Origin of the sequence: Acidisoma cellulosilyticum (assembly GCF_020621385.1) — a bacterium.
GTDB classification, from domain to species: domain Bacteria; phylum Pseudomonadota; class Alphaproteobacteria; order Acetobacterales; family Acetobacteraceae; genus Acidisoma; species Acidisoma cellulosilyticum.
Window position 1 is genome coordinate 787,496 of the sequence record NZ_JAESVA010000002.1, and the last position, 17,619, is coordinate 805,114.

Consider the following 17,619-nt stretch of genomic DNA (forward strand, 5'->3'; position numbering starts at 1 on the left):
ATTTCCGCGCGCCGCCGACCGCCACCCGAGGCGAGACTCAAGCCATTGCCCTTTTGCGGCAGGGCCGGAACCTCGCCCCATCGTTACCCGATCATCATGAGATTGGCATTGCCCCCGGCGGCCGTGGTATTGGTACTGATGGACCGCTCCTGAACCAGGAACTCCACCGGATAGGTCCCGTCGGCCTGACGGACAAGGACAGCGATGATCGGCCCTGGCCGCTCCGCGATCTGCTGACTGAGCGCCAGCAGCGCTTCTGGCTCACCCGCGAAAAGGACGGCATCGAAAGCCTCCCCCCCGATGTCGGACACCGTCCGCACGCCTTCCGGCAGATCGGTCAACGCGCCTGCGACGACGAGCGCGCGATTGCCGATGGCCTGCACGGCGTCGATCTGCCCCAGCAGGTCTGCCCGGTCGGCCGCCACGCATAGCACGCCGCCCCGGGGCTCCGTGCGATACAGGTTCCGCTCCCCGACCGGACCGGACAGATCCTGCTCCCGACCAAGGGCAAAGCCTGCTTCGGCAGGGAGTTTGGACAGCAGCCGGCGCAGATAAAGCGGGCCGCCCGCCTTGGGACCGGTGCCGGACAGCCCATGCCCGCCGAAGGGTTGCACGCCCACCACAGCGCCGATCAGATTACGATTGACGTAGATATTGCCCGCCCTCGCCTGCGATATGACGCGCGCCACCGTCTCATCGATCCGCGTATGCAGGCCGAAGGTCAGCGCGAAGCCGGTGGCGTTGATCTCCGTAAGGAGCTTGTCCAGCCCGTCCCTGGGATAGCGTAGGACATGCAGAACGGGACCGAACACCTCCCGCGTCAATGCGGCGAGGTCAGAAATCTCGATGATCGTCGGCGGGACGAAACTGCCCTCCGCGCAGTCCGCGGGCAAAGGCATGTGATGGACGGCGAAACCCGCCCCCCGCATCCGGTCGATATGCGCCGTGATGCCCGCCTGCGCCTCCGGCGTGATGACAGGGCCGATATCGACCGAAAGCCGATCCGGATTGCCGATCGACAATTCGCGGAGCGCGCCGCGCAGCATGGCCAGCGTGCGGCCCGCGACCTCCTCCTGCACGCATAAGACCCTGAGTGCTGAGCAGCGCTGCCCGGCGCTGTCGAAGGCCGAGACCAGCACATCGGCCACCACCTGTTCGGTCAGGGCCGAGGAATCGACCACCAGCGCGTTCTGGCCGCCCGTCTCCGCGATCAGCGGCACAGGCGCGCCATCGGGGTTGAGCCGCTTTGCCAGAACGCTTTGGATCAGCTTCGCGACGTCCGTCGAGCCGGTGAAGACGACACCGCGCGTGCGCGCGTCCGCCACCAGTTGCGCGCCGACCGCGCCCTGGCCGGGCAGAATCTGCAGCACGCCCAGCGGCACACCGGCTTCGTGCAGCAGGGCCACCGCTTGGGCCGCGATCAGCGGCGTTTCCTCGGCTGGTTTCGCCAGCACGCAATTCCCGGCGGCGAGCGCGGCTGCCACCTGCCCCGTGAAGATGGCGAGTGGAAAGTTCCAGGGCGAGATGCAGGTCACCACGCCGAGCGGCGCGCAATCGGGCGCATGCAATCCCCTGCCCTGCTCCGCGTAATAGCGCAGGAAGTCAACCGCCTCCCGCACTTCCGCCACCGCATTGGGCAGGCTTTTGCCGGCCTCACGCATGATAAGGCCGAGGAGTGACGGCATTCGCACCTCAAGCAGATCGGCGGCACGCATAAGACAGTCCGCACGATGGTCGGGCGATGTCGCGGCCCAGGATGCCGCCGCGTCATGCGCCAGGCTGAGTGCGGCATCGACCTGCGTTGATGTTGCCTCGACAACATATCCGACCAGATCGCGGCGGTCGGCCGGGTTGCGGACCGCCTGCGCCGGCGCATCCGACCCCGGTGACGGTCTGGCGGACCAGGCAACCGCGACGCTCTCCCTTAACGCTGCCGCGATGGTGGCAAGCTGCTGGTCGTTGCTGAGATCGAGGCCGGCGGAATTCGGCCGCCCCGGCGCAAACAGATCGCGTGGCAGGGCGATCCGCTCATGCGGCGCACCGGTCCCGGCTTCCGCCACCGGGTCGGCCACGAGTTCGTCCACCGACACCGCAGAATCCTGGATGCGATTCACGAAGGATGAATTGGCACCATTCTCCAGCAAGCGCCGCACCAGATAGGCGAGCAGCGTTTCATGGGTGCCGACCGGCGCATAGATGCGGCAGGGCCGGGCCAGTTTCTCGGCCCCGACGACTTCCTCGTACAAGGGCTCGCCCATGCCGTGCAGGCACTGAAACTCATATTGCCCAGGGTGAAAATCCTCGCCCGCCATGTGGTAGATGGCGGCCAGGGTCTGGGCGTTATGGGTCGCGAATTGTGGAAACACCGCATCCGGCGCGGCCAGCAGCTTGGCCGCACAGGCGCGATAGGAAATGTCGGTATGGATCTTCCGAGTGAAGACCGGAAAGCCATCCAGCCCATCCACCTGCGCGCGCTTGATCTCGCTATCCCAATAGGCGCCCTTGACCAGTCGTATCATCAACCTGTGTCCGCTGCGCCGGCCGAGATCGATGATCCAGTCCAGCACGAAGGGCGCGCGCTTCTGATAGGCCTGCACCACGAAGCCGATGCCCTGCCAACCGGCGAGTGCCTCGTCGAAACACAGCGCTTCCAGCAGATCAAGCGACAGTTCCAGCCTGTCCGCCTCCTCCGCATCGATATTGAGGCCGATATCATAGCGCCGGCAGAGCCGCGCCAGCGCGGTCAGGCGCGGCAGCAGCTCCGTCATCACGCGGTCGCGCTGCGCCCGGCTGTAACGCGGATGGAGCGCCGAAAGCTTGATGGAAATGCCGGGACCTTCATAGATCCCGCGCCCGGCGGCGGCCGTGCCGATCGCATGGATCGCCGCCTCATACTCCCGGTCATAGCGCGCGGCGTCATCCGCCGTGACGGCAGCCTCCCCCAGCATGTCATAGGAATAGCGGAAGCCTTGCGCTTCCAGCCGACGGGCGTTGCGCAAAGCCTCCGCGATCGTCTGACCGGTGACGAATTGCTCCCCCATCATGCGCATGGCGAGTTCGACGCCGCGCCGGATGACCGGTTCACCGCCCCGCGCGATCAGCCGCGTCAGCGCCGCACCCAGCCCGGTTTCATTGGCGGTCCCGACCAGCTTGCCGGTGACGACCAGCCCCCAGGTGGCGGCATTGACGAAGAGCGAGGTCGAATGCCCGATATGGCCGCGCCAATCGCCGGTGCTGATCTTGTCGCGGATCAAGGCATCCCGCGTCGCATTGTCGGGGATGCGCAGCAGCGCCTCCGCCAGACACATCAGCGCGACACCTTCCTGGCTCGACAGGTCATATTCCCGCACCAGGCCTTCCACCGGACCACGGCTGCCCTTGGCGCGCAACGCCCGGACGAGGGCTGTCGCTGTGTGCCGGGCAAGCTCGGCGGAGGCCCCGGACAAGGTCGCGCCCGGGATCAGACCGGCGACGCAATCCGGCTCAGGCGTCCGATAATGCTGGGTGATCGCCGCGCGCAGCGCGCTTTGCGGTTCCAGTCCGGAGGCGAATTGGCTGAACGGCGCGGCCAAACTCATCATCGGAACCCTCGAAGCGGATGTATCGTCCATATCTGAATTTTTAGACCGGCGGCTGTTATTCTGGCGCCGCAGGCGGCCGCTCAACGTTTCGAGTGCAAGGCATCATGATCTCGGCCAAGCCGCCCGGCCCGAAAGCCACGCGGGGACTGGCCGATACCGACGCGGAATGCGCGCGAAAAGGCACTCGTCTCGCTGAAATCCAAAGCGAGGGCGATATCGGTCACAGACATCGCCGTCGTTTCCAACCAGTCACAGGCAAGCTTGAGCTTCGCCTCCAGGGCAAGCCGCTGAAAGCTGAGGCCGGATTCCAGCAGGCGCCTTTGGATGGTTCGCGTCGTCACCCCAAGCTCGGCCGCGACCACAGCCAGCATGCAGCCTTGGCCGGCGATCAGCATGGCGACGACGGCATCCCGCACGGCCGTCTGGAAATCCGGCTCATCCAGCGGCACCGGCTTGGCCGTCAGAGAGAGTTTCAAAGCATCCGTCAGCAGCAGATCGACCGTAGGATTGGGCAGGTCCAGCAAGGCCGCCGGAAAGGTGAAGCGATTGCTGGCCGCACCGAACCGCACCGGGGCGCCGAGAAAGTCGGGCGACAGACCGCCCATCCCCTCACCCGCCTGATGCTCGAACTGAACGTCATGGCAGAACCAGCGCGCACCCGCGATACGGCGCGCGGTATTGATCACGATCGCGGTCGAGAATTCGGCGTCCTGCGCGCGCTCGTAGCTCTCGGCATCCTCGATCCGGTAGCTCATGGCAGCGCAATCACCGAAGACATTAAGCTGAACCCTGGTGCCGCTTTGAAGTGAATTAAAGTAGCTCGCGTAATCGGACAGGGCTGCGCCCAAGGTCGGGCCATGATGGAAAAGATAGCCGATCGGTCCCAGCCTGCGGATGTCGTACGTGCTCGCGAAACGGCGACCGAAATCGCCGCATCGGGTGCTCCGCGCCGCATGTTCCAGCACGGCGGCAAAATCCCTCACGCGCATCGATCGTCGCGGATCATCGAAAAGCTGCGGATCGATGCCAGCTTGGCGAAAAACCTTGTCCGGGGCGCTGCCCAGTTGCGCCAGGCAATCCGCCAGCCCAAAGCCGGCAGTAACCCTCAGACGCGCTGACGCTGCTCGATTGGAGATCATAACTTCAATGATCGGCTAAATAATGGGCAATTGAGTAATACATCCGCCAATTCCAGCGCGAACTGTCAATTTTTTTGGCAGGTGCTGTCAAGAACTCCTGCCTCCCGCCGCGTAAGTGAAGACAGGATTTGGCAGAATGGAGTGTCGTGCATCGTGAATCTGCTGAAGCCACACAGCATCTGGCAAGGCGAGCGTCTGTTCATTCTCCTGATGCTGGCGCCCGCGATGGCGCTGCTGTTCGCCTTTACCATCGCGCCTTTCGCCATCAGCGTCTGGCTCAGTTTCACGGATTATCTTCTGTCGCGACCGCCGGCTCGCTTCATCGGCCTGTCGAATTACATCCAGCTCTTCACCTCGGCCGCGTTCTGGTCCGCCTTTTGGATCAGCGTCTTGTTCACGACGCTGACGACACTGGTCGAGACGGTGATCGGCGTCGCCATCGCGACCTTGCTGGTGGGCGCCCGCCGCACCGGCGGATTTCTGCGCACCATCTATATGCTGCCACTGGCCGTCACCCCGATCGCGATCATCTTTACCTTCCGGATGATGTTCAATCCCGGCCTCGGCATCATCAATTACCTGTTCCGGTTGATCGGCCTGCCGCCGCAGGATTGGCTGGGCGACAGCACCATGGCGATGATCTCCCTGGTCACTGTCGATGTCTGGCAATGGACACCGCTGACCCTGCTGATCGTCGCGGGCGGCTTGGCCGCCCTGCCCACGGAACCGCTGGAAGCCGCGCGCATCGATGGCGCCACCGGCTGGCAGAGCTTCCGCTACGTCACCCTGCCGATGCTGATGCCCTTCGTGGCGCTGGCCGTCTTGTTCCGCGCCGTCGATGCCTTCAAGACCTTCGACCTCATCTATGTCCTGACCGGCGGTGGGCCCGGCACCTCCACCACCACGCTGAATGTCATGGCCTTCAAACAGGCCATCGAATTCACCGAACTCGGCCGAGGGTCGGCGACCGCCATCATCGTCATGATCATCATCACCCTCGCCTCCCAGTTTTTCCTGCGCCGGTCGAAACTGCTGACGGTGCCGGAGGTCGGCGCATGAAGTCCGTGCTGCGCCAAGGCGTGCTCTGGGTCTTTGCCCTATGGACGGTGTTTCCGATCTATTGGCTGCTCAATACCTCGCTGAAGATGCCGCTGGACGTGACGGCGCGGCCGCCGACTTTCATCTTCGCTCCGACTTTCGCGAATTACACGGCCATGCTGCATGACCCCGCGATCATCGGCTTCTTTGTCACGACCTTGATCGTTGCCGTCGGCACAACGATCTTTACCGTTCTGCTGAGCACCCCGGCCGCCTATGTGCTGGCGCGGTTCCGCTTTCGCGGCAATACCGATATCGGCTTCTGGATATTGTCGTCGCGCTTCACGCCGCCGGTCGCCATGCTCATCCCGTTCTTCGTGATGTTCGAGATGACCGGCCTGCTCAATACCTATGCCGGGCTTATCATCGCCCATGTCGCCATCAACCTCTCGATGGGCGTCTGGCTGATGCGCAGTTTCTTTATGGGCCTGCCGAAGGAGTTGGAGGAGGCCGCGTCGCTGGACGGCGCGTCACCGCTGAAAACCTTCCTCTCCGTCATTCTGCCGATCAGCCGCACCGGCATCGCGGCCATCGCCATCCTCACCTTCCTGTTCACCTGGAACGAGTTTCTGTTTTCCCTCGTGCTCGGCGGGTCTCTGCCGACCGTCGCCGTCGGGCTCTACAAGTTTATCGGCTACGAGCAGATCGAATGGGGCCATCTCTCGGCCGCAGCGATCATCATGCTGCTGCCCGTGCTCGCCATTCTTCTGTTGTTTCAGAAGCATCTTGTCCAAGGCCTGACGATGGGCGCGGTGAAGTGAGCCGCGCCCCTTCCCCAAAATATCTTCACAAGATTTGTTAGGAGATCATCCGATGACTGATCGCAAATCACTGACCCTGGACCGTCGCGGCTTCGGCAAGCTGGCGCTCGGCTCCGCCGCCGCAATCGGTGCCGGCAACTGGGGCCGCGCGGCTTTCGCGGATGACGCGACGGCGGCCTATCATGCGGCCAATATCGATTGGCGGCAGGCCGCCGGCCAGACCATTCAGCTGGCAGGCGCGACCCATCCCTGGTCTGCCGCCATCACCCCGCTGATCCCGCAATTCACGGCGCTGACGGGCATCAAGGTCGAGACCGATTACCAGTCGGAGGCCGAATATACGGCTGCCCTGCCCATCCGCCTCGGCTCCGGCAGCCCGACGCCGGATGTCTTCATGTTCATCTCCTACGGCCAGGGTATCGGCGCCGGCTGGTTGGAGCCGCTGGACGCGATGTATGCCGATAAGACGCTGATGGACCCGGCCTGGTATAATGAAGCCGATCTGCTGGGCGCCGCGCGGGACTTTCCGGTCTGGTCCAACAAGCAGCGCTACGCCTTTCCCATCACCACCGAAGCCCAGATCATGTTCTTCAACCAGCCGATGCTGGACAAGAAGGGTGTGGCGGTGCCGAAGACTTTCGACGCGCTGCTGACGGCGGCCGAAAAGCTGAACACGCCCGATGTCGCCGGCATCGCCATGCGCGCCAAAGCCGCCGGGTCCGCGACCGCCGCCAGCATGGGCTTCGTCTTCTCCTATGGCGGGCAATTGGTGCAGGACGGCCGCGCCGCCTTCGACAGTCCGGAAGCCATCGCCGCGATGGAGATTTACGGTGAGATGCTGCGCAAGGCGGGGCCGATCGGCGTCGGCACGTATGATTGGTATGAGGTATTGAACGACTATACCCAGGGCGCGGCAGCCATCGCATCCGATAGCAGCAATTTCGCCGGCACCATCGCGGACCCGACCAAAAGCCGGGCGGCCGGCAAGACGACCTTCACCTCGATCGTCTCCGACGGCAGCCACGCGCCCACGCCCTACATGTCCTGCTGGCAGGCCTGTATCAACAGCAAGTCTGCCAAGAAGAAAGCCGCCTTCCTGTTCCTGCAATGGGCGACGAGCCAGCCGACCAGCCTGCTGACGGCCTTCGCCGGATTGGCGACGACGCGCAGTTCCGCCTGGTCCAGCGCTGCCTTCAAGAAAGCCTTCGGCACCCAGGCAGCAGACGCGGCGCTGTACAGCCTCAGCCATGCCAGCATCGCACCCTCCAAGGCGGCTTTGTTCCATCCGCAGGCGCCGCAGATTTTCGATGCTTTCGCGATCGCGACCAATCAGATCGTGACCGGCCATGTCTCGGCGAAAGACGCGCTGACGAAAGCAGCCAAGACCGTCAATGCCGTGATCCGTCCATGAGCGCATCGGACCTCTATCGCCTGACGGCGACCGATCTTTTGGCGGGCTATGCGCGCCGGGACTTCTCCCCGGTTGACGTCACGCGCGCCTGCCTGGACCGGATCGCGGCGACCAACCCCGTGCTGAACGCTTTCTGTCTGGTCGACGAAGCCTCGGCGCTCGCCTCAGCGCAGGCGTCAGAAGCGCGTTGGCAGAAGGGCGAAAGCCTGGGCGTTCTGGACGGCGTTCCCACCTCCATCAAGGATCTGTTTCAGACCAAGGGCTGGCCGACGCTCTGCGGCTCGAAAGCGGTAGACCCTGACCAGAAATGGGAGGTCGATGCGCCCTCCGTCGCCAGATTGCGGGAGGCCGGGGCCGTGCTGCTCGGCAAGACCACGACCTCGGAATTCGGCCATAAGGGCGTCTGCGACAATCCGCTGACCGGCATTACCCGCAACCCCTGGAACCCTGAGATGACGCCGGGCGGGTCCAGCGGTGGTGCCGGCACGGCAACGGCTGCCTATATGGCGCCGCTCAATCTCGGCAGCGATGGCGGCGGCTCCATCCGCATTCCGGCGTCCTTCTGCGGCGTCGTCGGCTTCAAGCCGGGCTTCGGCGTGGTGCCGGAACCGGCCTCGATCACCGGTCCGCTGGTCGGCTCAGGCCCGTTGACGCGGAGTGTGGCCGATGCCGCGCTGATGATGTCGGTCCTCGCCCGGCCCGACGCGCGCAACCCCAACCCCGCCAGTTTCACGACACCGGATTTCCACGGTGTGCTGCAGGATGGGGTGCAAGGCTGGCGCATCGGCTATCTGCCGACGATCAACGACGCGCCGGTGGAGCCCGAGATCGCGCAGGCGGTCGCCGCAGGCGCGATGCGCTTTCGCGAGCTGGGCGCGACGGTTGAGGAAGCAAGCCTGTCGCTGCCGGGTGAGACCGATATCTACATCACCATTCTGTCTGCCGGCACGGCATTGCTGCTCGATCGGTTTACGCCGGAGCAGCAGGCGCTGATGGAACCGCCGCTGCGGACATTGGCAGCGATGGGCCGCAAGGTCTCAGGCGTCGACTATGCCCGCGCCTATCATCAGGTAAGGAGCCAGTATATCGTCGCCTTGCGTGCCTTGTTTGCACGCTACGATCTGCTGGTTTTGCCCAGCATGCCGGCACCGGCCTTTCCGGTCCTGCATGATTATCCCGGCGAGCAGACCGGTGAATGGCGAGCCGATTGGACGCCCTTCACGCATCCGTTCAACTTGACCAGCTCCCCCTGCTGCTCGATCCCCTGCGGCGTGACGCGCAGCGGTCTACCCATCGGGCTGCAACTGGTCGGGCCCTGGGGCGGCGACCGGGCCGTGTTGCAAGCGGCGATGCGCTTCGAGGACGCCCGCGGCGCCTTTCCGCCGCCCAGCGAGGCGAACTTCGCCTGATTTGGCACGAAACATGCTGATAGGGTTCTGCCCTCTCGCAACCGTTACCTTAAGGTCGAAATATGAATCGTTTCGTTCGATATGCCCTTGCTGCCTTGCCGGTGATGCTTCCCTTGGCCCCGGCAGCCCAGGCGGCCGACCCCGGTGTCCTGCATATCTATAACTGGACGGATTACACCTCCCCCGATCTCCTCAAAAAGTTTACGAAGGAGACCGGCATAAAGGTGACGCTCGACACCTATGATTCGAACGAGACGCTGCTGGCCAAGCTCAAGGCTGGCGCCGGCGGTTATGACCTCGTCATCGTTTCGAACGATTTCGTCAAAATCTTCATCGATCAAAAGCTGATCCAGCCGGTCGACGCGGCATCCATGGCGAATTTCCACTATCTCGACCCGCGCTGGCAGAAGCGCCCCTGGGACGCGACCGCCGCCTATACCGTTCCCTGGCAGTGGGGTACGACGTCCTTCGTCTATGACACCAACGTCTATCCCGGCCCGGTGGACAGCATGTCGACCCTGTTCGACCCGCCGGCCGTCTTCAAGGGCAAGATCGGCATGCTGGGTTCGCCGAGCGAGGTCATCAACTTCGCCCTGCTCGATGTCGGGGCGGAGCCCTGCAGCAGCGATCCGGCGACCTTGAAAAAGGTGATGGCCCTGCTCGAAGCGCAGAAGCCTTTCGTCAAAGTCTATAATTCCGACGCGATCGACGACCGCATGATTTCGGGCGAGACCACGATGAGCATGGCCTATTCGGGCGGAGCCGCCCGCATGCAGGCCCGCAAATCGACCATTCATTACGTCTATGCAAAGGAAGGCGGCATCGGCTGGATGGATAATCTTGCCGTGCCGGTCGGCGCGCCGGATCTGGAGAACGCCAAGAAGTTCATGAACTTCATGATGGATCCGCAGAATGCGGCGGTGGAGACCGAATTCGCGCAGTATCAGAACGCTGTGCCGGATTCGAACAAGTATCTGCCGGCCAGCATCACCCAGGCGCCGCAGTTCAACCCGCCCGCAGGCTACAAGATCCTGTTCTCGCCCGGCTGCGGCGTGAAGGCGACGAAGGATTTCGACCGTATCTGGACGCTGCTGCGTAACTGATGACATCGGCGGGGGCGGTGATCCGCCCCCTCTTTGCGGCGACGTGCAGCAACTCGGTCGTCGAATCTGCTCAACCTCATTGTATATTCAGTCCGGATATACAATGAGGCGATCATGATGGCCAGCACATCGCTGTTCCTATCCAACGGTTGCCAGACGGTCCGACTGCCGAAGTCGGTCGCGTTCGCCAAGGATGTCCGGGAAGTGGTTATCGTGTCGGACGGTCCGCGGCGCATCATCGCGCCGGCCGAAGCGGCCTGGGACGATTTTTTCGATGCGCCTGGCGTCGATCTCGGACCACGCACACAGCCGGCGGCGCGGGACCGTGATTGACCTTAATCACCTGATGATCGCAGGCCAGGCCCGAAGCCTTGGACTGATCGTCGTGACCGGGAATCTTGGCGAGTTTGAACGCGTTCAAGGCCTGCGGTGCGAGGACTGGCTACCTGACCAATACTCGCTGTAAACAGCACTGTTTTATGGAAAAAGCTTGGCGTCCCGTAGGGGATTCGAACCCCTGTTACCGCCGTGAGAGGGCGGTGTCCTAGGCCTCTAGACGAACAGGACAGGCCAGCTAAACGCCGTTTGGCGTGGAGCGGGTCTATAAAGACCTCATGCGCTGGGAGCAAGGGCGAAGGATCGCCGGTTCGGATTTCCGTCCGCATAGCGGATAAGCGCCGGGCGAAAATCCCGCCCGATTTTGGCCGCCGCAAAAAATTCTCGGGAAAACCGCCGGGACAGATCACGTAATCGTTGCTCCGGCAGCATTGCGGTGCACAATAGTAGGCATGGCAGACCAACATGCACCCCTCGGCGACGTCCCTTCCTCCATCGAACAGCCCGCGCATATCGCGGCGCTGGCCGCCGACCTGCTCGGCGTCATGAATCAGGCCTTGGTCCGCGCGGCCGAGGACCCGTTCAGTAATCCCGTCATGACGACGGCGCTGGCGGTTTCCCGGCGCATCGACCAGGGACACCTGACCGAGGCTGACCTGCAGGGTCTGGTCTGTTGGCTGAGGGACGAGGCCTGGCAGCAGCGCGCCGCACGGTTGGCCGATTATACCGGCCTCTCCTCGGGCGAAGATCCCGTCACCGGCATGCAGGTGCTGGCCACCCGCCTGGTACGGCCTGACCCGAATGACAGCGCCGTGCCCTTCGCCCAATTCCAGAAGGCGACGGAGCGCACCCGTTTTTCAGCGGTCTTCACCGCCCACCCGACCTTCTCCTTGCCCTACGCGGTCGGCGACGCGCTGGCGCGTGCGGCCTCCGGCGAGGATAGTGCCGCCTGCTTCACCACCCACCGCCCATTGCCGGTGACGCTGGAAGACGAGTTCGATCAGGCGCATGCCGCCATCGCCCGTGGGCGTGACGCGATCGACCTGCTGACCGGCGCCATTCTGGATGCCGCGCGGGGGATCTGGCCGCATCGCTGGGCCGATCTCGCGCCCAAGGCCATCACGCTGACCACCTGGGTCGGCTATGATACCGACGGCCGCACCGATATCGGCTGGTGGGATACGCTGCGCCTGCGCCTGCGCATGAAGCTGTATCAGTTGCAGCGTGTGGAAGCGCAGCTGCTGCCCTTGCCCAGCGCCACGGCCATTCTGGACAAGGTCCAGGCGGCGGTCGCCGCGGTCGAGGAAGAGATTGCCGCCGCGCCCAATGGCACCGATGTCGATGCCGTGGGCGAATTCGGCCGCACGCTGATGCGCCTGCAGGATCAGGCGCTGGTGACGCCCGAGCCGCTGCTGGCTTTGTTCCCGGCCGCCCTTGCCGCCGCCGACGATGTCGAGAAGCGCGCGCTGCTGATCGTCCGCGCCGGCCTCGTCTCCCATAATCTCGGCCTCGCCCATACCCATGTGCGGCTGAACTCGGCCCAATTGCATAATTCCGTCCGTCAGCGCCTGGGTCTGGCCGACCCACCGGCCGATCCGTCCCGCCGCCGCGTGCTGCTCGGCGCCATCAATACGGCGCTGGACGAAGTGAAGCCCGAAGCCATCAATTTCGGAACGCTGATGGCGGAACAGGCTTCCGCCGCGCGGCTGATGATGACGGTCGTGCAGATGGTCAAGCATATCGATGGCGCGAGCCCGGTGCGCTTCCTGATCGCCGAGACCGAGACCGGCTACACCCTGCTGACCGCGCTCTATTTCGCGAAACTGTTCGGGATCGAAGACAAGATCGAGATCAGCCCGCTATTCGAAACGGCGGAAGCGCTGTCCCAGGGCAATCGCATCATCGAGGAGGCGCTGCGCAGCCCGCATTATCGCGCCTATCTGCGCCGCACCGGCAAGCTCGCCGTCCAGTTCGGCTATTCCGATTCGGGCCGCTATGTCGGCCAGATTGCGGCGACTTATCTGATCGAACGGCTGCGGCTGAAGATCTGCGAGGCGATGGTGAAGCATGGCCTCACCGACGTCGAGCTGGTGCTGTTCGACACGCATGGCGAAAGCATCGGCCGTGGCGCACATCCCGGCTCGCTCACGGATCGTCTCGCCTATCTGTCGCCGGCCGTCGGACGTAAGGCCTTCGAGGTCGCCGGCATCAAGTATCGCGAGGAAAGCGCCTTCCAGGGCGGCGACGGCTATATGCTGTTCGGCACGCCGGCACTGGCGCAGGCGACCATCCTCAAGATCGCGGAATTCGCGCTCGGCGAGATGGATGAGGGCGATGACCCGATCTATCAGGATGCCGATTTTGCGGCGGATTTCTTCGCGACCATCCGCAATAGCATGGAAGAACTGGTCGAAGACCCCGGCTATGCCGCCATGCTGGGCACGTTCGGCCCCGCGCTGATCGACCGCACGGGGTCACGCCCGGCGGCGCGGCAAAGCGATACCTCGGGCGGGCCGGCCATCATCAGCCATCCGCGTGAGCTGCGCGCCATTCCGAATAACGCCATCCTGCAGCAGCTCGGCTGGTGCGCGAATACCTTGCAGGGGCTGGGTCTTGCCGCCAGCCGCAACCCGGACGCGGTGGCCGAACTGCGGCGCACCAGCCCGCGCTTCCGCCGCTCGATGGATTTCGCGTCCCACGCCATGCGCCATTCGCATCTGGATGTGCTGCGCGCCGTGGTGGAAACGCTGGACCCCGGCACCTGGCTGGACCGGGCGGGCCATAGCGTCATTCCCGGCCGGCGCGAAGCGCTAACGGCGGTCGCGACCGGTCTGGAGCAGCTCAATATCTGGTCGGATGTGCTGGCCATGTTCCGCCGCGTCCATGCCGATCATCTGGCATTGCGCGCGGCCTGGGCGGATGCGCCGCAGATGAATGACCGCGAACTGCTGCTGCATGCGCTGCGGCTAGCCGCCATTCACCGCATCTGGATTCTGACGGCGATGATCCCGGATTTCGCGCCGCGCCTCGGCGTCATGCGGACCGGCCTGCAGCAGCGTCTGCTGCGACTGGATGTGCCGGCGGCGCTGCAGACGCTCGGCCGCATCTTCCCGAAAGCCCCCGATGAGACGACGGGCACCGATTTCGGTGAGCCTGGCACCTCAGCCAATAGTCTGGGTTATGGGCGCGAGCATGACGAGATCTTCTCGCCCATCGCGCGCTACTTCGCGCTGGTGCGGGAAATCAGCACGGCCGTTGCGCATGAGGTCGGCGCGTTCGGTTAGCAAAATACATCGTCATCCGCGCATTCGCTGCGCGGATGACGATAGAGGGAGATTAGCCTCAGCCGCCCGCGTTGCGGGTGCCGGTCGGCAATTTCACCACCAGGCCGTCCAGACCGTCATTGATCACGATCTGGCAGCCGAGACGCGACGTCTCCTCCAGCCCGAAGGCGAGGTCGAGCATGTCTTCCTCATCCTCGGTCGGCGGGGTCAGCCTCTCGAACCAATCCGGGTCGATGACGACGTGACAGGTGGAGCAGGCGAGCGAACCCTCGCAGGCGCCTTCCAGGTCAACGCCATGCTTATGGGCGACCTCCAGCACGGATAGCCCGACCGGCGCATCCACTTCGCGGGGCGTTCCATCGCGCTCGATGAAGGTCATCTTCGGCATCGGCGTCTCAATTCCTGTCACAAGGCCGGCTGCGAACCGGCGAGAAGTTCCGTCAATCCGCCGCAGCGGCCCGACCCGGCTGCGCCGCCGCGATCATCTGCGTGGCGGCCAGATCGATATCGGCGTCGGAGGTAAATCGTCCCAATCCGATGCGCAAGCTGCGTGCTGCAGCTTCGGTCGACAGGCCGATGGCCGTCAACACATGGCTCGCGCCAACCGACCCGTCTGCGGCACTTGTGCAAGCGGAACTGGACGAGAGGCAAAGGTCCGGGACATCCGCCAGGATCGCCGCAGCGCCGCGCTGCGGAAAGGTGAGGTTGAGATTGCCGGCAACCCGATTGTCCGCGTCGCCATTCAGAACAAGCCCCGGAATGCCGGCCAGCAGGAGAGACAGTAGACGGCTGGTCTGTGCGCGAATGCGCAGAGTCTCGGCCTCGCCTTCCGTCCGGGCAAGCCGCGCAGCCTCGCCCATCGCCACGATCAACGGCACGGCCAAGGTGCCCGACCGCAGGCCACGCTCCTGCCCGCCACCGGCGACGAGGGCGGCAATCCGCATACGCGGACGCCGGCGGAGATAAAGCGCGCCGATCCCTTTCGGCCCGTACATCTTATGGGCCGAAAGCGAGACGAGATCGGCCGGAATCTGCCCGATATCAAGCGCGAAGCGACCGGCCGCCTGGGCGGCGTCGACATGAAAACCCGCCCCCGCCGCCTTCACCAAGCGGCCGAGCCCCGCCAGATCCTGCACCACGCCGATCTCGTTATTCACGGCCATGATGGAGACGAGCAGCGTCGGCACGGTCAGCGCTTCGGCCAAAACATCTGGGTCCAGCAATCCGTTCGGCTGCACGGGCAGCACCACGGGCTCGAACCCTTCATCCGCCAGTGCCATGACCGGATCGAGGACCGCATGATGCTCAGTCACCAGGGTAATGATGCGACGCCGATTATCGCCCATGCTGCGCGCAAAACGCGCCGCGCCCAGGATGGAAAGGTTGTTCGATTCGGTCGCGCCGGAGGTGAAGATGATCTCCGACGCGCTGGCGCCGATCAGCGCTGCCACCTGCATGCGCGCTGCCTCGACGGCCGCTGCCGCGTCACGGCCCATGCCGTGTTCGACACTGCCGGCATTGCCGAAACGCTCGGTGAACCAGGGCAGCATTTCCGCCAAAACGCGCGGATCGCAGGGCGTGGTCGCGTGATTGTCGAGATAGATCATGCGGCTGCGTGGCGAAGCATGCGTGCCGCCATTGCCTGATAGGCGGCGATGAAGGCTGCCGCATCGGCCTCGGTCGCGTTCCATGGCAGAGAGACGCGGATCGCCTGAGCCGAAAGATCGCCCAAGCCCATCGCTTCCAGCACATGGCTGCGCGCGACCTTGCCGGAGGAACAGGCCGCACCGGCCGAGACCGAAATGCCGGCCAGATCGAGCGCGATGACCTGCGATTCCGCGCGCACGCCGGGCAGCGCCAGGCAGGTGGTATTGGGCAGACGCGCGGCGCTGGCGCCGATGACGGTGGCGCCGGCCGCCAAAGCCGCCGCCTCCATCGCATCGCGCAAGGGTGCGAGCCTGGCCGATTCGTCCGCTCGGCAGGTGACGGCTGCGGCCGCGAAGCCGGCGATATTGGGCAGCGCATGGGTGCCGCCCCGGCGCCCACGCTCCTGCCCGCCGCCGAGCACCAGCGGCTGCAAAAGGGCGGCGGCCGCAGGCGTCAGCAACAGCGCACCGGCCCCAGGCGGCCCGCCGAGCTTATGGGCTGAGAGCGTCATGCAATCGGCGCCGCTTGCGGAAAAATCGACGGGCAACCGCCCGGCACCCTGCACGGCATCGACATGAAACAGCACGCCGGCCGCACGGCAAAGGCTGGCGATTTCGGCCAAGGGTTGGATGGTTCCGGTCTCATTATTGGCCAGCATGACGGAGACGAGCGCCGGCTTCTCATGCGCCAGAGCCGCGACCAGGACGTCGAGCATAACCCGCCCGTCTCTATCCACGGGCAGAATAGCGGCACCGTCCCCGGCGGCGGCGATCACCGCCGCGTGTTCGGTGGCACCCCGCAGCACGCGGCCGCCACGGGCGAGGCCGTGAATGGCGATGGCATTGGCCTCCGTCCCGCCGGAGGCGAAGACGAGGTTGCGGGCCGAGCCACCGAAACGGGTGGCAATCGCCTCCCGCGCGTCTTCCAGGATTTTCCGTGCCGCGCGGCCGTCACCGTGAATGGACGACGGATTGCCCAGCGTATCGAGCGCCGCCATCACCGCGGCCCTTGCCTCTGACCGCAGCGGCTCAGTCGCATTGGCATCCAGATAGACGCGGGAGGAGGCCGCCATATCAGTCAGCCGGTTCCAGCCGGGACGCGCGGGCGCCGGCCAGCCTGCCCACGCGCGCCTCAAGCTCCGCCAATTCCGCGCGCAGGCTTTCGATGTCGCGCAGCAAGGGATCGACCGCCATTTCCGAGCAGGGCGTGCCGTACGCGTCGAAACAGGGTTTGGCGCGCACGCGGTCCAGCGCATTGGCGGCAGCGGCGACCATGGTGGTGCCGGCGGGCACAGGCTTGATGATCAAAGCATTGGCGCCGATGCGCGCACCGTCGCCGACCAGGATATCGCCCAGGATCTTGGCGCCGGCACCGATAATGACGTTATTGCCGATAGTCGGGTGGCGCTTGCCATGGGTGAGGCTGGTGCCGCCGAGCGTGACCTGATGGTACAAGGTGACATCGTCACCCACGATCGCCGTCTCCCCGATCACCAGGCCCATGCCATGGTCGATGACCAGGCGACGGCCGAGCTTAGCCGCCGGATGAATCTCGATACCGGTCAGCCAGCGGCTGATATGGGCGGTGAAGCGCGCCAGCGATGTCCAATTCGCCCGCCACAAGCGCTGCGCGAAGCGATGCCAAAGAACGGCATGCAGGCCAGGATAACAGAACAGAACCACCGCCGAGGACCGGGCCGCGGGGTCCTTCTCACGATAGGCAGCAATGCTTTCCCGTAGAAACATAAAGGCCATGCGACATTTCCATATGAATTCGGCAGCCTGCCGCCTTATTATCATGCTTGTCCTCGACATAAGAAAGGCTTTGCCGGGGCAGCTGCTATCCCTTGA

General features: G+C 64.5%; 13 protein-coding genes, 1 tRNA gene and 1 pseudogene. 8 read left to right on the forward strand and 7 right to left on the reverse strand.

The window, feature by feature from the left end:
• Positions 1 to 83: 83 nt before the first annotated feature.
• Together putA and ACELLULO517_RS08220 are read right to left on the reverse strand one after the other, a co-directional pair.
• Entirely contained in the window at positions 84 to 3,653 is a 3,570-nt protein-coding gene (gene putA, locus ACELLULO517_RS08215) for a trifunctional transcriptional regulator/proline dehydrogenase/L-glutamate gamma-semialdehyde dehydrogenase (protein ID WP_264481417.1), read from the reverse strand.
• 8 nt (positions 3,654 to 3,661) lie between these two features.
• On the reverse strand, positions 3,662 to 4,720 hold the full coding sequence (locus ACELLULO517_RS08220) for an AraC family transcriptional regulator (RefSeq protein WP_227306812.1): 1,059 nt from the start codon (positions 4,718 to 4,720) through the stop codon (positions 3,662 to 3,664).
• Between the two features lie 153 nt (positions 4,721 to 4,873).
• Between ACELLULO517_RS08220 and ACELLULO517_RS08225 the strand changes: the two genes are divergently transcribed.
• The 7 genes and pseudogenes from ACELLULO517_RS08225 to ACELLULO517_RS29200 all read left to right on the forward strand — a co-directional run.
• Positions 4,874 to 5,779, forward strand: coding sequence for a carbohydrate ABC transporter permease (locus tag ACELLULO517_RS08225; RefSeq protein ID WP_227306813.1), 906 nt, complete (start codon positions 4,874 to 4,876; stop codon positions 5,777 to 5,779).
• Positions 5,776 to 6,579, forward strand: coding sequence for a carbohydrate ABC transporter permease (locus ACELLULO517_RS08230; protein WP_227306814.1), 804 nt, complete (start codon positions 5,776 to 5,778; stop codon positions 6,577 to 6,579). Before ACELLULO517_RS08225 ends, ACELLULO517_RS08230 begins: the two co-directional genes overlap by 4 nt.
• A gap of 52 nt (positions 6,580 to 6,631) precedes the next feature.
• On the forward strand, positions 6,632 to 7,990 hold the full coding sequence (locus ACELLULO517_RS08235; protein WP_227306815.1) for an extracellular solute-binding protein: 1,359 nt from the start codon (positions 6,632 to 6,634) through the stop codon (positions 7,988 to 7,990).
• Positions 7,987 to 9,399 (forward strand): amidase, encoded by a 1,413-nt coding sequence (locus ACELLULO517_RS08240; protein ID WP_227306816.1) that lies wholly within the window; start codon positions 7,987 to 7,989, stop codon positions 9,397 to 9,399. Before ACELLULO517_RS08235 ends, ACELLULO517_RS08240 begins: the two co-directional genes overlap by 4 nt.
• A gap of 62 nt (positions 9,400 to 9,461) precedes the next feature.
• A complete protein-coding gene (locus ACELLULO517_RS08245) occupies positions 9,462 to 10,502 on the forward strand; it encodes an extracellular solute-binding protein (RefSeq protein ID WP_227306817.1) in 1,041 nt (346 codons plus the stop codon).
• 114 nt (positions 10,503 to 10,616) lie between these two features.
• A complete protein-coding gene (gene vapB / locus ACELLULO517_RS08250; RefSeq protein ID WP_227306818.1) occupies positions 10,617 to 10,835 on the forward strand; it encodes a type II toxin-antitoxin system VapB family antitoxin in 219 nt (72 codons plus the stop codon).
• 4 nt (positions 10,836 to 10,839) lie between these two features.
• Positions 10,840 to 10,968 (forward strand): annotated as a pseudogene (locus ACELLULO517_RS29200) (type II toxin-antitoxin system VapC family toxin); the annotation flags it as partial.
• 25 nt (positions 10,969 to 10,993) lie between these two features.
• Here ACELLULO517_RS29200 and ACELLULO517_RS08255 read toward each other — a convergent pair.
• Positions 10,994 to 11,069 (reverse strand) — tRNA-Glu (locus ACELLULO517_RS08255).
• Between the two features lie 314 nt (positions 11,070 to 11,383).
• Between ACELLULO517_RS08255 and ACELLULO517_RS08260 the strand changes: the two genes are divergently transcribed.
• The gene (locus ACELLULO517_RS08260; RefSeq protein ID WP_406566249.1) at positions 11,384 to 14,122 is read left to right on the forward strand and encodes a phosphoenolpyruvate carboxylase; all 2,739 of its coding nucleotides are present in this window, start codon (positions 11,384 to 11,386) and stop codon (positions 14,120 to 14,122) included.
• A gap of 58 nt (positions 14,123 to 14,180) precedes the next feature.
• Here the strand turns inward: ACELLULO517_RS08260 and ACELLULO517_RS08265 are convergent, their stop codons facing one another.
• The 4 genes from ACELLULO517_RS08265 to cysE are packed head-to-tail and all read right to left on the reverse strand — an operon-like array spanning position 14,181 to position 17,523.
• Positions 14,181 to 14,510: a ferredoxin family 2Fe-2S iron-sulfur cluster binding protein gene (locus tag ACELLULO517_RS08265; protein ID WP_227306820.1), complete on the reverse strand. Its 330-nt coding sequence runs from the start codon at positions 14,508 to 14,510 to the stop codon at positions 14,181 to 14,183.
• Positions 14,511 to 14,562: 52 nt separating this feature from the next.
• A complete protein-coding gene (locus ACELLULO517_RS08270) occupies positions 14,563 to 15,729 on the reverse strand; it encodes a cysteine desulfurase family protein (protein ID WP_227306821.1) in 1,167 nt (388 codons plus the stop codon).
• On the reverse strand, positions 15,726 to 16,841 hold the full coding sequence (locus ACELLULO517_RS08275) for a cysteine desulfurase family protein (protein WP_227306822.1): 1,116 nt from the start codon (positions 16,839 to 16,841) through the stop codon (positions 15,726 to 15,728). Before ACELLULO517_RS08275 ends, ACELLULO517_RS08270 begins: the two co-directional genes overlap by 4 nt.
• A gap of 1 nt (position 16,842) precedes the next feature.
• Complete coding sequence (gene cysE / locus ACELLULO517_RS08280) at positions 16,843 to 17,523, reverse strand: serine O-acetyltransferase (RefSeq protein ID WP_227306823.1); 681 nt, start codon at positions 17,521 to 17,523, stop codon at positions 16,843 to 16,845.
• Positions 17,524 to 17,619 lie beyond the last annotated feature (96 nt).

Bases quoted from the DNA above. Each gene is read 5' to 3' on its own strand.
- ACELLULO517_RS08220 (WP_227306812.1), bottom strand. From the start codon at position 4,720: ATGATCTCCAATCGAGCAGCGTCAGCGCGTCTGAGGGTTACTGCCGGC.
- ACELLULO517_RS08230 (WP_227306814.1), top strand. From the start codon at position 5,776: ATGAAGTCCGTGCTGCGCCAAGGCGTGCTCTGGGTCTTTGCCCTATGG.
- ACELLULO517_RS08235 (WP_227306815.1), top strand. From the start codon at position 6,632: ATGACTGATCGCAAATCACTGACCCTGGACCGTCGCGGCTTCGGCAAG.
- ACELLULO517_RS08240 (WP_227306816.1), top strand. From the start codon at position 7,987: ATGAGCGCATCGGACCTCTATCGCCTGACGGCGACCGATCTTTTGGCG.
- ACELLULO517_RS08245 (WP_227306817.1), top strand. From the start codon at position 9,462: ATGAATCGTTTCGTTCGATATGCCCTTGCTGCCTTGCCGGTGATGCTT.
- vapB (WP_227306818.1), top strand. From the start codon at position 10,617: ATGATGGCCAGCACATCGCTGTTCCTATCCAACGGTTGCCAGACGGTC.
- ACELLULO517_RS08260 (WP_406566249.1), top strand. From the start codon at position 11,384: ATGAATCAGGCCTTGGTCCGCGCGGCCGAGGACCCGTTCAGTAATCCC.
- ACELLULO517_RS08265 (WP_227306820.1), bottom strand. From the start codon at position 14,510: ATGCCGAAGATGACCTTCATCGAGCGCGATGGAACGCCCCGCGAAGTG.
- ACELLULO517_RS08270 (WP_227306821.1), bottom strand. From the start codon at position 15,729: ATGATCTATCTCGACAATCACGCGACCACGCCCTGCGATCCGCGCGTT.
- ACELLULO517_RS08275 (WP_227306822.1), bottom strand. From the start codon at position 16,841: ATGGCGGCCTCCTCCCGCGTCTATCTGGATGCCAATGCGACTGAGCCG.
- cysE (WP_227306823.1), bottom strand. From the start codon at position 17,523: ATGGCCTTTATGTTTCTACGGGAAAGCATTGCTGCCTATCGTGAGAAG.